The sequence below is a fragment of the Caballeronia sp. LZ028 genome, from assembly GCF_031451415.1.
GTDB classification, from domain to species: domain Bacteria; phylum Pseudomonadota; class Gammaproteobacteria; order Burkholderiales; family Burkholderiaceae; genus Caballeronia; species Caballeronia zhejiangensis.
In genome coordinates this window covers 1,108,817-1,125,266 of sequence record NZ_JARUXN010000001.1, presented here as the reverse complement: position 1 = coordinate 1,125,266, position 16,450 = coordinate 1,108,817, and the positions used below count along the sequence as shown (strand labels likewise).

The window sequence follows — 16,450 nt, the reverse complement described above, 5'->3', positions numbered from 1 at the left end:
CCGCGTAGAAATTTTTGTTCTTTTGCCGGATGCTGCCGCCGGCTGAAATCACGAGTCCTGCTCGGAGCCCAAATCGCGCTGATAGTCGATTCCTTCGCGCCGCACGCCGCCCTGATTGTGTTCGCCATCGGGCGGAACGCCAGGCGCGGGGCGGTTCTGCGAGGCGGGATCGTGTTCGGCGGGCGGTGCGGACGCGCTCTGCGTGCCGGCCGACTTGGCGGCTTCGGCGCGCGCTTCGCGCTTGGAAGAATGACGCGCGGAGCGTCGAAGTGCGGGATGCCTCATGATGCCTCCAGGTAAGAAGGCCGTCGCGATAGTGACGTCGGCGGCGTCGGACCGATGCGCTGCGATGAGCGCGGCTTCAGAAAAAACGACCGGCGACAGAACGTGTCGCCGGTCATCGTTGCGTCATCCGTTGTAATCCCTACGTCCGGGATGGAAACTTATTCAAACCTTGCACGAATTCTGGGCATTGTCCAACGTCTGCGGTTCAACATCGTTCTGACACGCTACTGCACATGCGGCTGATCGCCCGGTCCAGGCGGCGGATCGCCGATCGGCTGCGACGGCGGTTCGGGCGGCTCGCGCGTCGGGTCCGGATTGGTGTCGGGCGGAATCGGCGTGGGCGGCGGCTGGTCCGGCGGCGTCACCGGCGGGTCCGGCGGCTGCGGCGTCTGAGCTTCGAAACGGGCATCGTCGGAAGCGCGGATCGACATGTTGAGTGACATGATGGGCTCCTTGCGGTCTTGTGATCGTACTTTTCCCATCCGCGACACGCACTGGCGCGACTGCGCGGATGTCATTCGATCGGCAGCAAGGGCCATGCCCCTGAGACACATCGGCTACGTTCGCTTCTGAGACATTATCGGCGTAGAAAACGCGCCTGCCAATGAAAAACGCCTGCGGTTTTACAAGCCGCAGGCGTCGATTTGTCTAAAGATACGCGAAGTTCAGGGATTTTCGCTGTCGGAATCGCTTATGTCGCCGCCTTCGCCGACGGCAGCCTTGTTCGCATCCTCGCCGTACTCGACGAGCCGGTTATAGAGCGTTTTCAGGCTGATGCCGAGGATTTCCGCCGCGCGCGTCTTCACGCCGCCGCACTGATCGAGCGTCGCCAGAATGAGCTGACGGTCGGCCTGCGCGAGCGACGTGCCGAACGGAATCGTTACCGCCGTGCCCGCCGACGGCTTCGAAAGCGAAATCTGCAGCGGCACGGTCGCGGTGCTGTCCGAGTCCGACGCCGACATGATGTACGCGCGCTGCACGTAGTTCTTCAGTTCGCGCACGTTGCCGGGCCAGTTGTACGACGCCAGCATCTCGCGGACGGCGGGCGGGAAATCCTTTTTCGTGTTGTACCGGGCGTTCAGTTCGTCGAGAAACGCCTGGCCGAGCAGCTCGACGTCCTTGCCGCGCTCGCGCAGCGGCGGCAGGTTGATCGGGAACACGTTCAGACGGTGATAAAGGTCGAGGCGCAGCTTGCCTTCGAGCACGGCCTGCTCGGGATCGCGATTGGTCGCGGCGATCAGGCGCACGTCCGTCTCGATTTCCTTGGTCGTGCCGACGCGCATGAACATGCCCGTCTCCAGCACGCGCAGCAGTTTCACCTGAAGCTCGATCGGCATTTCCGTGATTTCGTCGAGGAACAGCGTACCGCCGTTCGCGCGTTCGAAATAACCCTTGTGCTGCCGATCCGCGCCCGTGAACGAGCCGCGCTCGTGGCCGAACATCTCCGATTCGATCAGGTTCGGCGAGATCGCGCCGCAGTTCACCGCGATGAACGAATGCTTGCGGCGCAGCGAGAGCTCGTGCAGCGTCTGCGCGGCGACTTCCTTGCCGGTGCCCGACTCGCCGATGAGCAGCACCGATGCCGCCGTCGGCGCGACGCGGCCGACCTGGTCGTAGACGGTCTGCATGGCAGGTGAATTGCCCAGCATCAGACCGAAGCGGCCCATGCGGCGCAATTCGCCGCGCAAGGTGCCGATTTCCGCTTTCAGGTCGCCGGCGCGCGGCAGGCGCGAAAGGATGGCCTTCACGCGCTGCATGTTGATCGGCTTGACGAGGTAGTCGGCGGCGCCCATCTTGAGCGCGCTGACGGCGGATTCCACCGTCGCGTGTCCCGTAATGACGATGAACTCGACGCCCGAGCGCGGATCGAGATCCTCGAACAGGTCGACGCCCGTGCCATCGGGCAGTTTGAGATCGGTGAATACGACGTCCGGCGTTTGCCGCACGAGCTGGATGCGCGCCTCGCGCAGATCGCTGGCGGTGGCCGTCGTCAATCCGTCTTCGCCGATGATCGCGGCTAGCGCCTCGCGGGTACTGGGATCGTCATCGACAATCAATACGTGTGGCATTGCGTTTCGAATTCTTCCTAAGCGTTTCAGGGTCACACGCCAGGTGGCGGCGTGGTCTTCTCCGCGCGGCGGCGCTGCCGCACGGGCCGGTGCGATTCGCGGTTACGGCCGAAAAAAGATAATCGGCGTCACGCAGAATGCGCGAAAAATAAAATAATTTCCGATTTCTGCACGCTTGATTCGGTCCAAGTAAGTTTTTCCATTTAGGCAACTTATGGCCGAAGTTTCACTGATTATAAGCGTTTATCAAGATGAAAACGCACGCTGGCCCAGCGTGCGTGTGATTGATCGGACCATTAATTCGGCCGAATGTCTGAAGTGAATCAACTCCGCGGAAAATGCCATGCATCGGCGGTGCCGCCGACCGCACCGTGGCCATTTACGGCCTGCCCGCTCGCGCCGGTGGCGGGCGTGAGCACCTTGCCGCCCTCGTCTTCCCAACGGCTCAGATCGCGTGCAGTGCGCCGCCCGGCGTCCTGAGACTGCACCCACTTCCATGCGAGAACGCCGCCTAGCGCGAACAGCGCGCCGAAAATTCCGATTGAAGGCCGTGCCATTTGTGTTCTCTCCTTCGTCTAATGAAAATCGCCGCTGTCAGGAAAGCCGGCCGGAGCGATAAAGCTGTAAATCACCGCGAAACCAGAAGTCCCACCAGAAAACCGACGCCCGCCGCCATGCCGAGCGATTGCCAGGGATTGTCCTTCACGTATTTCTCGGTGCAATCGACGCCTGCGCGGTATCGGCTTTGCGCACTCGCCTGTGCATCTTCGAGCGCGCCGCGCGCCGAATCGACGTGATCGCGCAGACGCGAGCGCAGCGCATCGACGCCCTCGCCTGGCAGCGTCGCCGACAAGCGCAGCAATTCCTCCGCGTCGTTCAGCAGCACCTTGATGTCTTCGATGATCTTTTGCTTGCCCAACGCAAGCTGGACAGTCGTTTGACTCATGGAATGTAGTCCTCGCCCAAGTGGGTTTGTCGGGATCGTCGGCGCGCGTCAGCGCGTTTCGGCGACCGGCACGCCCGCGACGCGGAGGCGCTCGCCCGCCGCGCTCCGCGCGCGCAGGCTGCGCACGACGCCGCTCGCCATCAACGCGCCGCCCATCGCGCCGAACACGAGGCTCGTCACGTTCGCGGCACGCGCGAGCGCTGGCGTGCCCGCCGCATAGCCTAGCACCGCGCACATCAGCGCGGTCACGAGCGCGACAGCGGCCCAGTGATAGATGTCGATCGGCTCGCCGGCCGTGAGTTCCTTCCGGGTCCGGGCCGGCCGCGTGGGAATCGAGCGCGGATGTGCGCCCCCGTCGAAGTTGAAAATGTCTTCCATGATGCGTTGCCTCTCTCGCCCATCCTCGTGTGTGCGCCTCCGAGACCGCGCCCGTCGGCAATTTTTCGAATATGAGTCACGATGTGAGCCCTATCATGCAGCTTTCGTGCCAGATCCGGCGACACCGCGCAGGACTGCCGATGGGAGGCGAACCCGCCGACGATCGGGTAACAATTACGCCGTCGCCTTGTAAATTTTCAGTACGGCAAGGAGAACCTTTCCGGAAGCGCCGCGAGGGCCCGCGCGATGCAGACAAAATGCGCCGAACGGCCGGCCCGCGCATTGCCGCAATGTCGTTGCGAATGGTTAAATAGCGTTTATGAGATAGGTGCGTTTGCAACGAACCGGCTCTGAACAAGCAGCCGATGCAGACGCGCCTGGACCGACGCTCAACCAGGAACGACGCTCACGGATCGCGTGAGTCTCAAGGGCAGCGCGCAAGGGCGCGTCATATGCCGATGCGCGCGGTCATCCACGGTTGCGCCGCTCGCGCGCGCCGAGCCGCGCCAGGCCGACCGCAACCGGAAGCGCCCGCGCGAGTCCGCCGCCCGCCCACTACATACGCAGCACTCAGGAACGATCAGGACACATGGCGTCAACCGATCTGGATCAGCCGCCCGCCGCGGTCGGCGATACACCCGCGCAAAGAAAACGCAACACGGGGGAAGTGCCGGGCTTGAAGTCTTATGGACTGCTCTATGGCTCGTCGCCCGTGATGCAGGAGTTGTACGCGCAAATCGAGCGCGTGGCCGCGACCGATGCGACCGCGCTCATCATCGGCGAGTCGGGCACAGGCAAGGAGCTCGTCGCCCGTACGATTCACGACCACAGCGCGCGCAAGGACGCGCCGTTCATCGCGGTGAACTGCGGTGCGATTCCCGACAATCTCATCGAGGCCGAGCTCTTCGGCCACGAGAAAGGCAGCTTCACGGGCGCGGTGCAGGGACGCATCGGCTATTTCGAGCATGCGAACGGCGGCACGCTCTTCCTCGACGAAGTGACCGAGATGTCGCCCGTGCGCCAGGTCAAGCTGCTGCGCGCGCTGGAAACAGGCACGTTCTTTCGCGTCGGCGGCAACGATCTCATCAGCTCCGATGTGCGCGTGATCGCAGCGACGAACCGCGATCCTGTCGCGGCCGTGAAGGAAAACGGCCTGCGCGAGGATCTCATGTACCGGCTCGCCGTATTCCCGCTGCGCGCGCCGCCGTTGCGCGAGCGCGATTCGGATCGCGAACTGCTCGCACAGCATTTCCTGTCCGAAATGAACGCGCAGGAAGGCACGAACAAAGTGTTCAGCAAACGCGCGCTCGACGTGCTGCGAACGTATTCGTGGCCGGGCAACGTGCGCGAACTGAAGAACACGGTTTATCGCGCGTTCATTCTGGCGGAGAAGACGGTGGAGATCGCGCATCCGCATCTCGCATCGCGCGTGAAGAAGCCCGTCACGCAAGGCGACGCCATGAACGTCTGGGTCGGTACGCCGCTCGCCGATGCGCAGAAGCAGATCATCCTCGGCACGCTCAAACACTGCGGCGGCGACAAGCGGCGCGCCGCGAAAGCGCTCGGGGTGAGCCTGAAGACTTTGTACAACCGCTTGGGCGCGTACGAAAACGAGGACACCGAGGGCAGCGACGCGTCGTCGAATAGCGAAAGCTGAAGCGTATCCGAGGCGATATCCGCATGACCGGGAAGCGAGCGCAGACATCCGCGCTCGCTTTTTTTTCGCGCACGGAGCGATACGTGGATCGAAACGTGCTCTTCACGCTTGCAATTTCTTGCAATTTTCTCAAACCGGTAATTAGAAGCATGCTTCAAAATGCGCGGAGCCCGCGTGCGCGTTTCGTCTCTGCGCGTTGCCGGGCGGTGACTTGAGGGCGGAACCTCAAGTAGATTCGAGCCCCTCGACCCCGATCGCAAGCGTCGGGAAACGGAAGACGAAGGAAAAGCAACATGCAGATCAGGGTTCATCGGCGCGGGTCGCGTGCCGCCGCGCTCGCCGCGATCGTTTCGGGCGCCATCGCTTGCGTGAGTCTCAGCGGATGCAACTCGCTCTACAGCGAAGGCGCGACGGCCGGCGCCGGTATCGCGGGCGCCGCGGTGGCAAACAGTGTCACCAGCAACGCCGCCGTCGCAACGGGCATCGGCCTCGGCGCGGTCGCCGCCGCGCGCGCGGGCGTGCAGTACACGCAGCGCGTCGCGCATACCTACTCGCAGGATCAGATTGCGACGGTCGCCGGTCCGCTTGCGGTCGGCGCGGTTGCGCCGTGGAAGGCCGTGCATTCAGTGCCGATCGAGGACGACGAAAAAGGCCGCGTGACGGTGAGCCGCACCATCAGCAGCGGCGTGCTCGAATGCAAGGAGATCGTGTTTTCCGTCGATCGCGACGCGACCAAGGACCGCCCCGCCGACAGCGCGTTCTACGTGGCATCGGTTTGCCGCGACGGCAACAAGTGGAAGTGGGCGTCGGCCGAACCGGCTACGCCGCGCTGGGGCGCCCTGCAATGACGCTGTCTTTCGACGTATCTTTTGCGCTGCGTCTTGGGCTCGTCGCTGCCGGCGCGGCCGCGTGCCTGACGATGAGCGGCTGCGCATCGATCGGCGCCGCGACGGGTGCGGTGGCGGGCGTCGCGACCGGCGCGTTCACGACGAACCCGGCTGTGGGCCTGGGCGTCGGCATCGCGGTGCAGGCCGCCACCGACGAACTCGTCGCGCGCACGATGAAATCGCTGCATCAGGATCAGCAGGTCATGATCGCGGTGACGGCGGGCATGTCGCAGGTCGGCGAAACGCGGCCATGGAAGGTCAAGCATACGTTGCCGGTCGAGAACGGCCACGGCGAGGTGCGCGTGCTGCGCGAGTTCAATAGCGCGCTCGCGAGCTGCAAGGAATTCGCGTTCTCGGTCGTCGATGGCGACGATGCGAAAGCGCCCGCCGAGTGGTTCGTCGCTACGGCCTGCCAGCAATCCGAAGGATGGAAATGGGCGTCGGCGGAACCGGCCGTCGAGCGTTGGGGGAATCTGCAGTAGGTTTCCCGCGGCTGGATATCGAACGCGCGGCGCTCGTCACGAGCGCCGCGCTTTTTTGCGGTCTCAGCCGTTCGCGATCGCTTCGAGCGCGACCCGCGCCAGAAAGCCGCTGCGGGTTTCGTGGCGCGCCTCGACGTAGCTGTCGATCTTGCGCAGCACGAATCGCGGCAGGCTGATGTTGATGCGCTCGGGACGCGAGTCGAGCTTCGAGAGATCGACTTCGACGTAGGCCCAGATTGCCGTGGCGAAGTCGGGGTTCGGCATCAGATCTTCAATCGGGGAAGGCACCAGCGAAACGTCCAAACCGTCCTCTATAAGAATCGAGACGTGGCTGTAGATTGCCTCCTTCGTATTTTTAATTGCCTCGTCGACCGTCTCTCCCGCAGAAAAAACGCCGGGAATGTCAGGCACGGTAACGCCGTAGCAACTGTCCGGGTCTTTGTGAATGGCGACTGGGAATTCCACTTTCGAATCTCCGTTATGAAGAGTACAGCCGGTTGAGCAACCCGGCCGTCTTGAGGACGCTTCTTACCGTTCCAATGGAAAGATCTTTTCGGGGGTGAGGCACCGTGACCAAGCTCATATTTCCCCGACGTTTGAAATGATGGTGACTGCCGACAATTCGGTCCAAGTGCCACCCGTCATCCAGCAGCATTCGTATCAAGCGCGATGAATCCATCTCGTCTCCGAACGCTGCGTGTGTAGCTTTACACACGCAGCAACACTGTTCAAGACGAAAACGGTACGATTCAACGCACCGCGCGAACATTCAGCCAAACGGCCAACGCGCAAAGAAAAAGCGCGGCGCCGTCGCCGGCAACCGCGCTTCGCGTGCTTGCATCCACAGGAAACTCAAGCCTCCACGTCCTCCAGGCTCAGCATCTCGGTCTGATCGTTGTACGAGAAAATTTCCCCGTAGCGGCCCCAGTCGATAACCGCATCGAGCGTTTCCTGCGCGGCCTTGTCGGAGAGAAAGTCCTCCAGTTCCTGCTCGAAGCGCAAGCGCGGCGCGCGATGCCCAGGCCGCTCGTTCAGCACCTTCTTGATCCGCGCCGCCAGCGGCACGTGCCGCAGCAGATGCTCCGCGAACATCATCTTGCGCTCCTGCGTGCCGAACTCCGCGAACACGCGCGCCTGCGGCGTCAGATAGATGTCGCCCTCGCGCACGTCCGCGAAACCGAGATGTTGCAGCACTTCCGCGATCGGGAAGAGATCGTCCACTTCGAGATGCAGCGACCGCGCGATTTCCGGCATGTCCGCGCGGCCGTGGTACGGCTCGGCCGCGAGCGTTTCGATGAGACCCGCCATCAGGTTCGTCGAGACTTCGGGCAGCCAGCTTCCCAACTCCAGCCCCTTCTTCTTCGCTTCGCCCATCTGCCGCGCGGTCATCTTCGCGTAGATATCGTCGACGAGACGCCGGAACGCCGGATCCAGGCGATTGCGCGGATGCTTGAACGGCACCTTGATCTCGGCCATCACGCGGCCCGGATTCGACGACAGCACGAGAATGCGGTCGCACATGAACACCGCTTCCTCGATGTTGTGCGTGACGATCAGCACCGACTTGATCGGCATGCGCCCTTGCGTCCACAAATCGAGCAGGTCGGTGCGCAGGTTTTCGGCGGTGAGCACGTCGAGCGCGGAGAACGGCTCGTCCATCAACAGCAAGGTCGGATCGACGACCAGCGCCCGCGCGAAACCCACGCGCTGACGCATCCCGCCCGACAATTCACGCGGATACGCGTTCTCGAAGCCGTCGAGACCGATCAGGTCGATCGCGGCCAGCGCGCGCTCGCGCCGCTCGCGCGCGGCCACGCCTTGCGCTTCCAGACCCGCTTCCACGTTCTGCAGCACGGTCAGCCACGGAAACAGCGCGAAGGTCTGAAACACCATCGCGACGCCCTTCGCGGGACCGCGCAACGGCTCGTTCAGATAAGTGACTTCGCCGCCCGTCGGCTCGATCAGCCCGGCGATGATGCGCAGAAGCGTCGACTTGCCCGAGCCCGAACGTCCGAGCAATCCGACGATCTCGCCTTCGCGCAGCGAGAGATTCGCATCGTCGAGCACGAGCAGTTCGCCCTGCGTCTTGTTGAAGCCGCGGCTCACGTTCGCGACGCGCAGGATTTCCGCGCCGAGACGCGGCGGCGTGCCCTGGGGTCGCCGCGAGTCTTGCGCAGCGGACGTCTGCGTAGTTTTCAGGTTCTGCATCGGAACTCGTCCTCAATCCAGCCGGAGTCTTGCTTCGGCGTAGGCGTATAGCGGGCGCCACAACAGTCGGTTGAACAGCGTGACGAACAGCGACATCACGGCGATGCCAAGAATGATTTTCGGATAGTCGCCCGCGGCGGTCGTCTGGGCGATATACGCGCCGAGACCATGCGCGACAACCTCCGTCTTGCCCCACGACACCGCTTCCGCGACGATGCTCGCGTTCCACGCGCCGCCCGAAGCGGTGATCGCGCCGGTGATGTAGTAAGGGAAGATGCCGGGGAGCATGCACTTCTTCCACCACTGCCAGCCGCGAATCTGGAAGTTGGTCGCGGCCTCGCGATAATCGTTCGGGTAGGAAGACGCGCCCGCCACCACGTTGAAAAGGATATACCACTGCGTGCCGAGCACGATCAGCGGCGAGAGCCAGATATCCGGGTTCAGATGCCAGCGCACGATCACGACGACGAACACCGGAAACAGCAGGTTCGCCGGGAACGCGGCGAGGAACTGCGCGAGCGGCTGGATCTTCTCGGCGAGCGCGGGGCGCAGGCCGATCAGCACGCCGAGCGGCACCCAGATCACCGAAGCGATCGCGATCAGCACGACCACGCGCAAGAGCGTGATGAAGCCGAGCACGAACACGTGGCCGACTTCGCTCCACGTGACGCCCGTCGCGACGAACGACGCGACCTTCCACACGACGAACACCGTGACTAGCAGCACGGCCGTGCCCCACGCGATATCGCCCGCGCGCGTGGACGGCACCTTCGCGCGCAGCGGCAGGCCGACGTTTTCCAGCGCGCCCTGCAGCGACGGCAGCTTGATCGGCACGCGCGCCGCCTTCGCGAGAATCCAGCCGGCCGGAACCAGCAGACGATGAATCAGGCGCGTGCGGCGGATCAGGTCGAGCAGCCACGACTTCGGCTCGTCGCCGGAACTCGTGTTCTCCATGCGGAATTTGTCCGCCCACGCGACGAGCGGGCGGAACATCAACTGGTCGTAGGCCAGGATGACGACGGTCATCGCGAGAATCACCCAGCCGATCGCGGAGAGATTGCGCTCGCCGATGGCGGTCGCGAGATACGCGCCGATGCCCGGCAGTACGATCGTGCGGTTGCCGACCGTGATCGCCTCGGAGGCGACCACGAAGAACCAGCCGCCCGACATCGACATCATCATGTTCCAGATGAGGCCCGGCATCGAGAACGGCACTTCGAGCTTCCAGAAGCGCTGCCAGTTGGTGAGATGAAAACCGCGCGAGACTTCGTCCAGATCGCGCGGCACCGTGCGCAGCGACTGATAGAAGCTGAACGTCATGTTCCACGCCTGACTCGTGAAGATCGCGAAGATCGCCGCGCATTCGGCGCCGATCACGCGCCCCGGGAACATGGCGAGGAAGAACGTCACCGTGAACGAGATGTAGCCCAGCACCGGCACCGACTGGAGAATGTCGAGAATCGGCACGAGCACGATCGACGCGCGCCGGCTCTTCGCCGCGAGCGTGCCGTAGATCAGCGTGAAAATGAGCGACGCGACCATCGCCAGCAGCATGCGCAAGGTCGTGCGCAACGCGTATTCGGGGAGATTCGCGGGGTCGAGCGAGATCGCCTGGGTCTGCAGGGTCGAGATCGGCGCCAGGGTCTCGTGGAAACCGACTGCGGCGAGCGCGATGATGCAGATGATCATCGGGAACGCGACGAAATCCCAGCGGTTGGGCAGGATCCGCCACGCCGACGCATTCGCCGTGCGATTCAGATTGAAACCAAATTCCATGCAAGGCCCTCCCCGTAAGGCTTTGTTCCGACCGCGCCGGGCGCGGGATGTTGCTTCCGACGGCAGATAACCGTCAGGCGGGCAAGAAGCCTCTGCCCGGCACGACCCCATGCTCAACGCACGGAGCCGCCGAAACGACGACACGTTCAGCTCGCAGCGCGGCGCCAGGCAGTCGCCGCGTCAGACGATCCCCGTTCTGAACCGCGCGACACTACACCAACCCGCGTGACAGGCACAACCTTCATGCGGTCCGGCACGCGAATCATGCGATGTTTCTGTTGCTCTTCGGCACGGCACGGGCAAAATGAAGGGCAGCCCGCGTCGAATGCGCCCGGCGCTCGTGCTTTCGCTTCCTTTCAGTTTGGCTGCGGCTCGCCGCTATTCGACGAAGAAGCGCCAGCGCGTGCGCCCGGCGCGCGTCCGTTGTGTTGGACAGACGTCGCACGCCGTGACATGGCGCTTGATAGGCGGCAAAAAACATCGTCCAATCTGGGCTTATCACAAACAATAATTTGAGCGCCGATGCGATGCGAGACGCCAGATCCGAGCCGAATAACCGCCTGAGCCGCGCCCGCCGCCCCGTTGCGAGCACAAGCCGGAATACGGCAGACATCACGCGCTGCAATCCACACGCCCGCGTCGACCGCCATGTGCACACCGCGCCGAATGGCCGGCATGGCGCATGCGACCTTTGTCTCGCGTGAACCTCCCATGCGCGCGCGTCCGATGAACAAACTCATCCTGCACCGTGTGATCGCGACGCTCGGCATCGCCGCGTTGGCGTGCGCGTGCTGGGTGGCCGCCGGCTTGTTGTCGGACCGAATGGTACAACAGGAGATGACGGCGACGGTGCGTACCGAGCGTCAGATGGCGGGGTCGATCGTCGACAACATGGCGCAGATCATCGCGAGCGATCTGGCGATGTCGCGCGCCATTCCCGCCACGCTCGCGCAGATGGACCTCACGCAGCGCGCGCTCGCGGAGTCGCGGAATTATGCCTCGAACCCGGCCGGGACGGAACTCGAACGCCGCAAGGACTGGACCGCGCGCCCCGCGCTCGAAAAGGTCAATCACTTCCTGCACGACGCGCAGGGCTTCTCCGGCCTCGACTCGATCTGGCTCGTCAACGAGCGCGGCTTCTGCATTGCGTCGAGCAACGCCGCCGACGACGACAGCTTCATCGGCTACGACATGAGCGCCCGGGGCTATGTCGCCCGCGCGCTGCTCGGCGGCTTCGTCGAGATGTACGGCGTCGGGCGGCTGTCCGGCGAGCCGGGCATCTTCATCGCGGCGCCCGCTTACGAAGACGGCATCCTGGTCGGCGCGGTGATCGCCAAAGTGAGCATCGACCGGCTGCGGCACTGGGTGTCGCGCGCCGGCACCTTCGTGACCGATGAAAACGGCGTCGTCGTGATGGCGCACGACGGCCGGCTCGAATACCAGGCGATGCCCAATGCGCCCATCGCGCGCATGACGGAGCGCGAACGCGTCGAGCACTATCGGCGCGAGTCGTTTCCGGAGCTGCGCATCGCGCACATTGGCGAGCAGATGCGCGCCTCGGAGCACTGGCTCGCGCCCGCGCTCGCGCAAACCTTCTACGCCGCGAACGGCAGCAACGTGCCTTCGCTCTACGACGAGCGCACGGGTCTCAATTCGGGACTGTCGGCGCATATCGTGCATCCGCTCACGAGCTGGCCGGAGATCAGCCGCAATCACAGCCGCGACCGCTTCCTCGTGTTCCTGACGATGCTCGGCGTCGTGACGCTCGCGATCGTGATCGCGACGTCGTATTCGCGTGAGCGGCGCCTGCACCGCGCGACCCGCGATCTCGCTGAACAGCTCCAGTCGGCCAATACGCTGCTTTCGGCCGAAGCGCGCCACGACGCGCTCACCGGCGCCCTCTCGCGCCGCTATTTCCTCGACACGCTGCGTCACGAAGTGGAGCTCGCGCGCTCGGTCGGCACCCCGCTGTCGGTGGCGATCGCGGATCTCGATCACTTCAAGCAGATCAACGACCGCTTCGGGCACGCGTCGGGCGATCGCGCGCTGGAGCATTTCGTCGAAGTGTGCCGTGCGCAGCTTCGTCCGAGCGATGCGATCGGGCGGCTCGGCGGCGAGGAATTCGGCATCCTGCTGCCGCAAACCCCGCTCGCCGACGCGCACGCCGTGCTTGAGCGCCTGCGGAAGCGCTTCCATCACGAGCACTGCGCGCATCTGCCGGACGACGCGGCGCTGTCGGTATCCATCGGCATCACGGAGCTCGCGCCCGACGACGCGCTCGAATGGATTCTCTCGCGGGCCGACCTCGCGCTTTACGAGGCGAAATCGCGCGGGCGCGACCGCAGCGAAGTGCGCCCCGCCGATCCCGGCCCGTCCACCCGGCATCCCGAAGACACGCTGGCCGGCAAGTAGCCGGCCGAACCGGCGCGTCGAGTCACCGCACGGTCATGCGCGTGCCGCGACGCGCACGCATCGCGCAGGTATCATCGATGTTCGAAATCGAATGCCGCTGGCGTGAATCGGGAGGATTGCATGAAGGGAAATCTGGTCATCGTGTGCCGGGATCAGGACGCAGAAACGTTCGACCACCTGCTCGCCGAGTACGGCTCTTTTCAGACGCGGCTGTCGTCGACGACGTGGTTCCTGAAGATCGATCTCGCGCCCGAGGTGATTCAGGAGGAGATTCTCTCGCGCCTCGGCAAGTACACGACGCACTACATCTTCGAGGCGTCGACGGTGACGTACAACACGGTGGACAGCGAAGCGGCGTCCGCGCTCGAAACCCTGTTCGACTGACGCCGCTCCGCCTCTCTGACCGAGCGCGCCGTTACAGCGCGCGCTCTTCGTGCTGCGACCCGGCGCGGCGCTCCTGCACCGGCCGCGTGGCGCTGTCGAACGGAAAGGTCATCGTGACCTGCAATCCGCCGTCGGCACGATTGCCGATCTCGCACTCGCCGCCCGCACGTCGCGCGAGCCGCTCCACGATCGCGAGTCCGAGCCCGCTGTGGCCGCTGCCGCCGCGCGCCGGATCGAGCCGCACGAAAGGCCGGCTCGCCTTGATGAGATCGTCCGGCGCGATGCCCTTGCCGTGATCGGACACCGACAATACCCAGCCCTTGGCTTCCCGCCGCGTCTCGATGACGACCGGCGGCGCGCCGTATGCATGGGCGTTATCCAGCAGATTCGACAGCAACCGGTCCAGCGACGCCGCCGGCAGCGCGAAAGCGGGCCCCGCTTCGAGCTTCAAGCGGATCGGCTGCGCGTCCGGCGACACCGCACGATACGCCCGCGCGATCCGCTCGCACTGCTCGTCGACGGGAACCGGCTCGCTGCCGTCCGGGCGGTCGTGCGCGAACACGAGGAACTGGTCGACGATATGCGCCATCGAATCGACATCGCGCACGACGCCGTCGCGCATTTTGTCGTCGTCCATCATTTCGGCGCGCAGACGCAGGCGCGCGAGCGGCGTCTTCAGATCGTGCGCGACGCCTGCAAGCATGACGGCGCGATCGTTCTCCGTCTGCGAGACCTCGCGGACCATCTGATTGAAGCCGTGCGTGAGCTGCCGCAATTCGCGCGGACCGCGCTCCGGCACGGGCGGCGTCGGCTGGCCGCGTCCGAAGCGCCCGACCGCCTGCGCGAGCGCGCGCAGTGGCGACTGCAGCTGCCACGCGCCGAAAAGCGCGGCGAGCACGGCGGTCGAAAAGATCAGCGCGAGCCAGACGAGCATGCGGTCGCGCGAGCGCGGCGGACGCAGCGGCTGCACCGGCACGACGACCCAGCCTGCGTCCTTCGCGCCGTGCACCCAGACGCTCGGCGGGCCGCCGGGCTCGTTGAGACGCACGTCGGTGCCGTCGGGCAGACGGTCTTTCAGATCCTCGACAAAGCGCTGCAGTGGCGGCGGCGTGCCCTCGTCCGGCTGCTTCGGCACGTCCGGGCTATCGAGCGCCACGAGGCGCACGCGCGGCGGCAGCGGTTGATCCGGCGTATTGGCGATGTGCTGGCGCACCGCCTCGACCAGGAACACGGCCTCCTCGACGGCGAAGCGCGTCTGCACGTTATCGCGCTCGAAGCGGATGATCGCGAACCACGCGACATGCGACAACACCAACATGCCGATGACGATGACGACCAGCCGGCCGAACAGCGTGTCAATTGCCCGGCGCATTTTGCTCGCCGTCCGGCACGAACACGTAACCGCGTCCGCGCACCGTCTGGATGAAGCGCGGCGCCGACGGATCGGTTTCCAGGATGCGGCGCAGGCGCCACACCTGCACGTCGATGCCGCGATCGGTGCCGTCGTACTCCGGACCGTGGAGCAATTCGAGCAGGCGCTCGCGCGTGAGCGTGCGCATCGGGTTGTTCACGAAAATTTTCAGAAGCGCGAATTCGCTGCCCGACAGCGTGAGCGGCCTGTCGTCCTGTTGCAGCGTGCGCGACTGGAAGTCGAGCCTGAAGCGGCCGAACGAATACGGTTCGCGCTGCTCCGGCGCGGCGGACGGAATCGTGCGGCGGCGGCGCAGCACGGCCTGCACCCGCGCGAGCAGTTCGCGCGGATTGAACGGCTTGCCGAGGTAATCGTCCGCGCCGAGTTCGAGGCCGACGATGCGGTCAACGTCGTCCGCGCGTGCGGTCAGCATGATGACGGGGATGTCGTCGCCGGATGCGCGCAATGCTTTGAGCGCGGTCAGCCCGTCGACGCCCGGCATCATCAGGTCGAGCACGATGAGATCGGGCCGCTCGCGTTCGATGCGGCGTTCGAGACCGCCGGCGTCATGCAGCACCGATACCTCGATGCCCTGCCGGACCAGATAGTCGCGCAAAAGGTCGCGCAGTTCGGCGTCGTCGTCGACGACAAGTATTTGCGTAGTCATGGAATGGAGTTTAGCGCGTGCGTCAGACCTCGATTGATGACAGGCCTGCCATAAGGGTTACGGGGTGTTACGACGAAAGCGAGGCGTAAACCTGCGTAACAAGCCTAAACCATGCCGTAACACGCCGTGCACGGCGAACCCCTACGCTGTGTCTCACCGACAAGCGCGAGACCTCCACGCATCAACCCGTACGTCGATGCAGGTTTCGCGGCTTCGGCTTCGAAAACAATCAAGGGAGTACCAAGATGGCCAAGCAATATCGCATCCTCACCGCCGCCGCTGCCGCAATCGCGCTGACGTTCGGCACGGCCTACGCCGCGACGAACGACGCGCCGCCCCCGCCGCCTCCGGGCGGTCCGGCCATGATGGGCGGCCCCGGCGGTCACGGCGGCCACCGCATGGAAATGCGGATGCAGAAGCAGCTGGACGAACTGCACGGCCAGTTGAAGCTGAACGCGGATCAGGAAAAGCTGTGGCAGACCGCGCTCACGACGATGAAGCAGAATCGTCAGGCGATGCGCGAAAGCTTCAGGCAGATGCACGATCAGATGAAGTCGATGGAAAACCAGCCGATCCTCGACCTGAACGCGATGCACGCCGCGCATCAGAAGATCGAGCAGCAGAACGAGCAGTTGCGCGAGCAGACCGCGACCGCGTGGTTGAACTTCTATAACGCGCTGAACGACCAGCAGAAGACGACGGTCAGCACGGCGCTGAAGAAGCACTTCGCGAAGATGCGCGAGCACGAGCAGAAGATGCACGAGCGCTGGGGCAAGCACCGCGGCGGCCCGGACGGCGCACCGGGCGCGGCGGCGGGCGCATCCGCCACGGCCAAGCCGTAAGCCGTCTCGGCGCATGAAAGAAGGCCGCGGAGCATGCGCTCCGCGG

Annotated in this window: 19 protein-coding genes; 6 read left to right on the top strand and 13 right to left on the bottom strand. The window is 64.6% G+C overall.

Features of this window, described 5'->3' with window-relative positions; genetic code table 11:
- Window positions 1-48: 48 nt before the first annotated feature.
- The 6 genes from QCE58_RS05300 to QCE58_RS05275 form a co-directional block, all read right to left on the bottom strand.
- Window positions 49-285 (bottom strand): hypothetical protein, encoded by a 237-nt coding sequence (locus QCE58_RS05300; protein WP_008350788.1) that lies wholly within the window; start codon window positions 283-285, stop codon window positions 49-51.
- Between the two features lie 224 nt (window positions 286-509).
- Window positions 510-728, bottom strand: a complete 219-nt coding sequence (locus QCE58_RS05295) for a hypothetical protein (RefSeq protein WP_008350790.1) — start codon at window positions 726-728, stop codon at window positions 510-512.
- A gap of 222 nt (window positions 729-950) precedes the next feature.
- Window positions 951-2,354: a sigma-54 dependent transcriptional regulator gene (locus QCE58_RS05290; RefSeq protein WP_008350792.1), complete on the bottom strand. Its 1,404-nt coding sequence runs from the start codon at window positions 2,352-2,354 to the stop codon at window positions 951-953.
- A gap of 323 nt (window positions 2,355-2,677) precedes the next feature.
- Window positions 2,678-2,911, bottom strand: coding sequence for a hypothetical protein (locus tag QCE58_RS05285; protein WP_008350794.1), 234 nt, complete (start codon window positions 2,909-2,911; stop codon window positions 2,678-2,680).
- A gap of 71 nt (window positions 2,912-2,982) precedes the next feature.
- Window positions 2,983-3,300, bottom strand: a complete 318-nt coding sequence (locus QCE58_RS05280; RefSeq protein WP_008350795.1) for a YqjD family protein — start codon at window positions 3,298-3,300, stop codon at window positions 2,983-2,985.
- Between the two features lie 48 nt (window positions 3,301-3,348).
- The gene (locus tag QCE58_RS05275) at window positions 3,349-3,678 is read right to left on the bottom strand and encodes a hypothetical protein (RefSeq protein WP_008350796.1); all 330 of its coding nucleotides are present in this window, start codon (window positions 3,676-3,678) and stop codon (window positions 3,349-3,351) included.
- Between the two features lie 589 nt (window positions 3,679-4,267).
- On the opposite strand from QCE58_RS05275, the gene QCE58_RS05270 reads away from it, so the two are divergent.
- The 3 genes from QCE58_RS05270 (at window position 4,268) to QCE58_RS05260 (ending at window position 6,704) form a co-directional block, all read left to right on the top strand.
- Complete coding sequence (locus tag QCE58_RS05270; protein WP_008350797.1) at window positions 4,268-5,335, top strand: sigma-54-dependent Fis family transcriptional regulator; 1,068 nt, start codon at window positions 4,268-4,270, stop codon at window positions 5,333-5,335.
- 293 nt (window positions 5,336-5,628) lie between these two features.
- On the top strand, window positions 5,629-6,183 hold the full coding sequence (locus QCE58_RS05265) for a hypothetical protein (protein WP_008350798.1): 555 nt from the start codon (window positions 5,629-5,631) through the stop codon (window positions 6,181-6,183).
- Window positions 6,180-6,704: a hypothetical protein gene (locus QCE58_RS05260; RefSeq protein ID WP_244807820.1), complete on the top strand. Its 525-nt coding sequence runs from the start codon at window positions 6,180-6,182 to the stop codon at window positions 6,702-6,704. The genes QCE58_RS05265 and QCE58_RS05260 overlap by 4 nt, the downstream gene beginning before the upstream one ends.
- Before the next feature lie 63 nt (window positions 6,705-6,767).
- On the opposite strand, the gene QCE58_RS05255 is transcribed toward QCE58_RS05260, so the two are convergent.
- The 5 genes from QCE58_RS05255 to QCE58_RS05235 all read right to left on the bottom strand — a co-directional run bounded on the left by QCE58_RS05255 (window position 6,768) and on the right by QCE58_RS05235 (window position 11,301).
- Window positions 6,768-7,169 (bottom strand): type II toxin-antitoxin system HicB family antitoxin, encoded by a 402-nt coding sequence (locus QCE58_RS05255; RefSeq protein WP_033536674.1) that lies wholly within the window; start codon window positions 7,167-7,169, stop codon window positions 6,768-6,770.
- Between the two features lie 13 nt (window positions 7,170-7,182).
- The gene (locus tag QCE58_RS05250; RefSeq protein WP_075644177.1) at window positions 7,183-7,383 is read right to left on the bottom strand and encodes a type II toxin-antitoxin system HicA family toxin; all 201 of its coding nucleotides are present in this window, start codon (window positions 7,381-7,383) and stop codon (window positions 7,183-7,185) included.
- Window positions 7,384-7,556: 173 nt separating this feature from the next.
- Complete coding sequence (locus QCE58_RS05245) at window positions 7,557-8,912, bottom strand: AAA-associated domain-containing protein (RefSeq protein WP_033536675.1); 1,356 nt, start codon at window positions 8,910-8,912, stop codon at window positions 7,557-7,559.
- Between the two features lie 12 nt (window positions 8,913-8,924).
- Window positions 8,925-10,688 carry an ABC transporter permease subunit gene (locus QCE58_RS05240; RefSeq protein WP_008350803.1) on the bottom strand — a complete coding sequence of 588 codons (1,764 nt, stop codon included), beginning with the start codon at window positions 10,686-10,688 and terminating at the stop codon, window positions 8,925-8,927.
- A 262-nt stretch (window positions 10,689-10,950) separates the two neighbouring features.
- Window positions 10,951-11,301, bottom strand: a complete 351-nt coding sequence (locus QCE58_RS05235) for a hypothetical protein (protein ID WP_250478674.1) — start codon at window positions 11,299-11,301, stop codon at window positions 10,951-10,953.
- A 113-nt stretch (window positions 11,302-11,414) separates the two neighbouring features.
- On the opposite strand from QCE58_RS05235, the gene QCE58_RS05230 reads away from it, so the two are divergent.
- On the top strand, window positions 11,415-13,100 hold the full coding sequence (locus QCE58_RS05230; RefSeq protein WP_034471417.1) for a diguanylate cyclase: 1,686 nt from the start codon (window positions 11,415-11,417) through the stop codon (window positions 13,098-13,100).
- A 120-nt stretch (window positions 13,101-13,220) separates the two neighbouring features.
- On the top strand, window positions 13,221-13,484 hold the full coding sequence (locus QCE58_RS05225; RefSeq protein WP_008350806.1) for a hypothetical protein: 264 nt from the start codon (window positions 13,221-13,223) through the stop codon (window positions 13,482-13,484).
- Window positions 13,485-13,515: 31 nt separating this feature from the next.
- Here the strand turns inward: QCE58_RS05225 and QCE58_RS05220 are convergent, their stop codons facing one another.
- On the bottom strand, window positions 13,516-14,856 hold the full coding sequence (locus QCE58_RS05220) for an ATP-binding protein (RefSeq protein ID WP_008350808.1): 1,341 nt from the start codon (window positions 14,854-14,856) through the stop codon (window positions 13,516-13,518).
- Window positions 14,840-15,562 (bottom strand): response regulator, encoded by a 723-nt coding sequence (locus tag QCE58_RS05215; protein WP_008350810.1) that lies wholly within the window; start codon window positions 15,560-15,562, stop codon window positions 14,840-14,842. The genes QCE58_RS05220 and QCE58_RS05215 overlap by 17 nt, the downstream gene beginning before the upstream one ends.
- Window positions 15,563-15,807: 245 nt before the next feature.
- Between QCE58_RS05215 and QCE58_RS05210 the strand changes: the two genes are divergently transcribed.
- Complete coding sequence (locus tag QCE58_RS05210; protein ID WP_034471310.1) at window positions 15,808-16,404, top strand: periplasmic heavy metal sensor; 597 nt, start codon at window positions 15,808-15,810, stop codon at window positions 16,402-16,404.
- The last annotated feature ends 46 nt before the right edge of the window (window positions 16,405-16,450 follow it).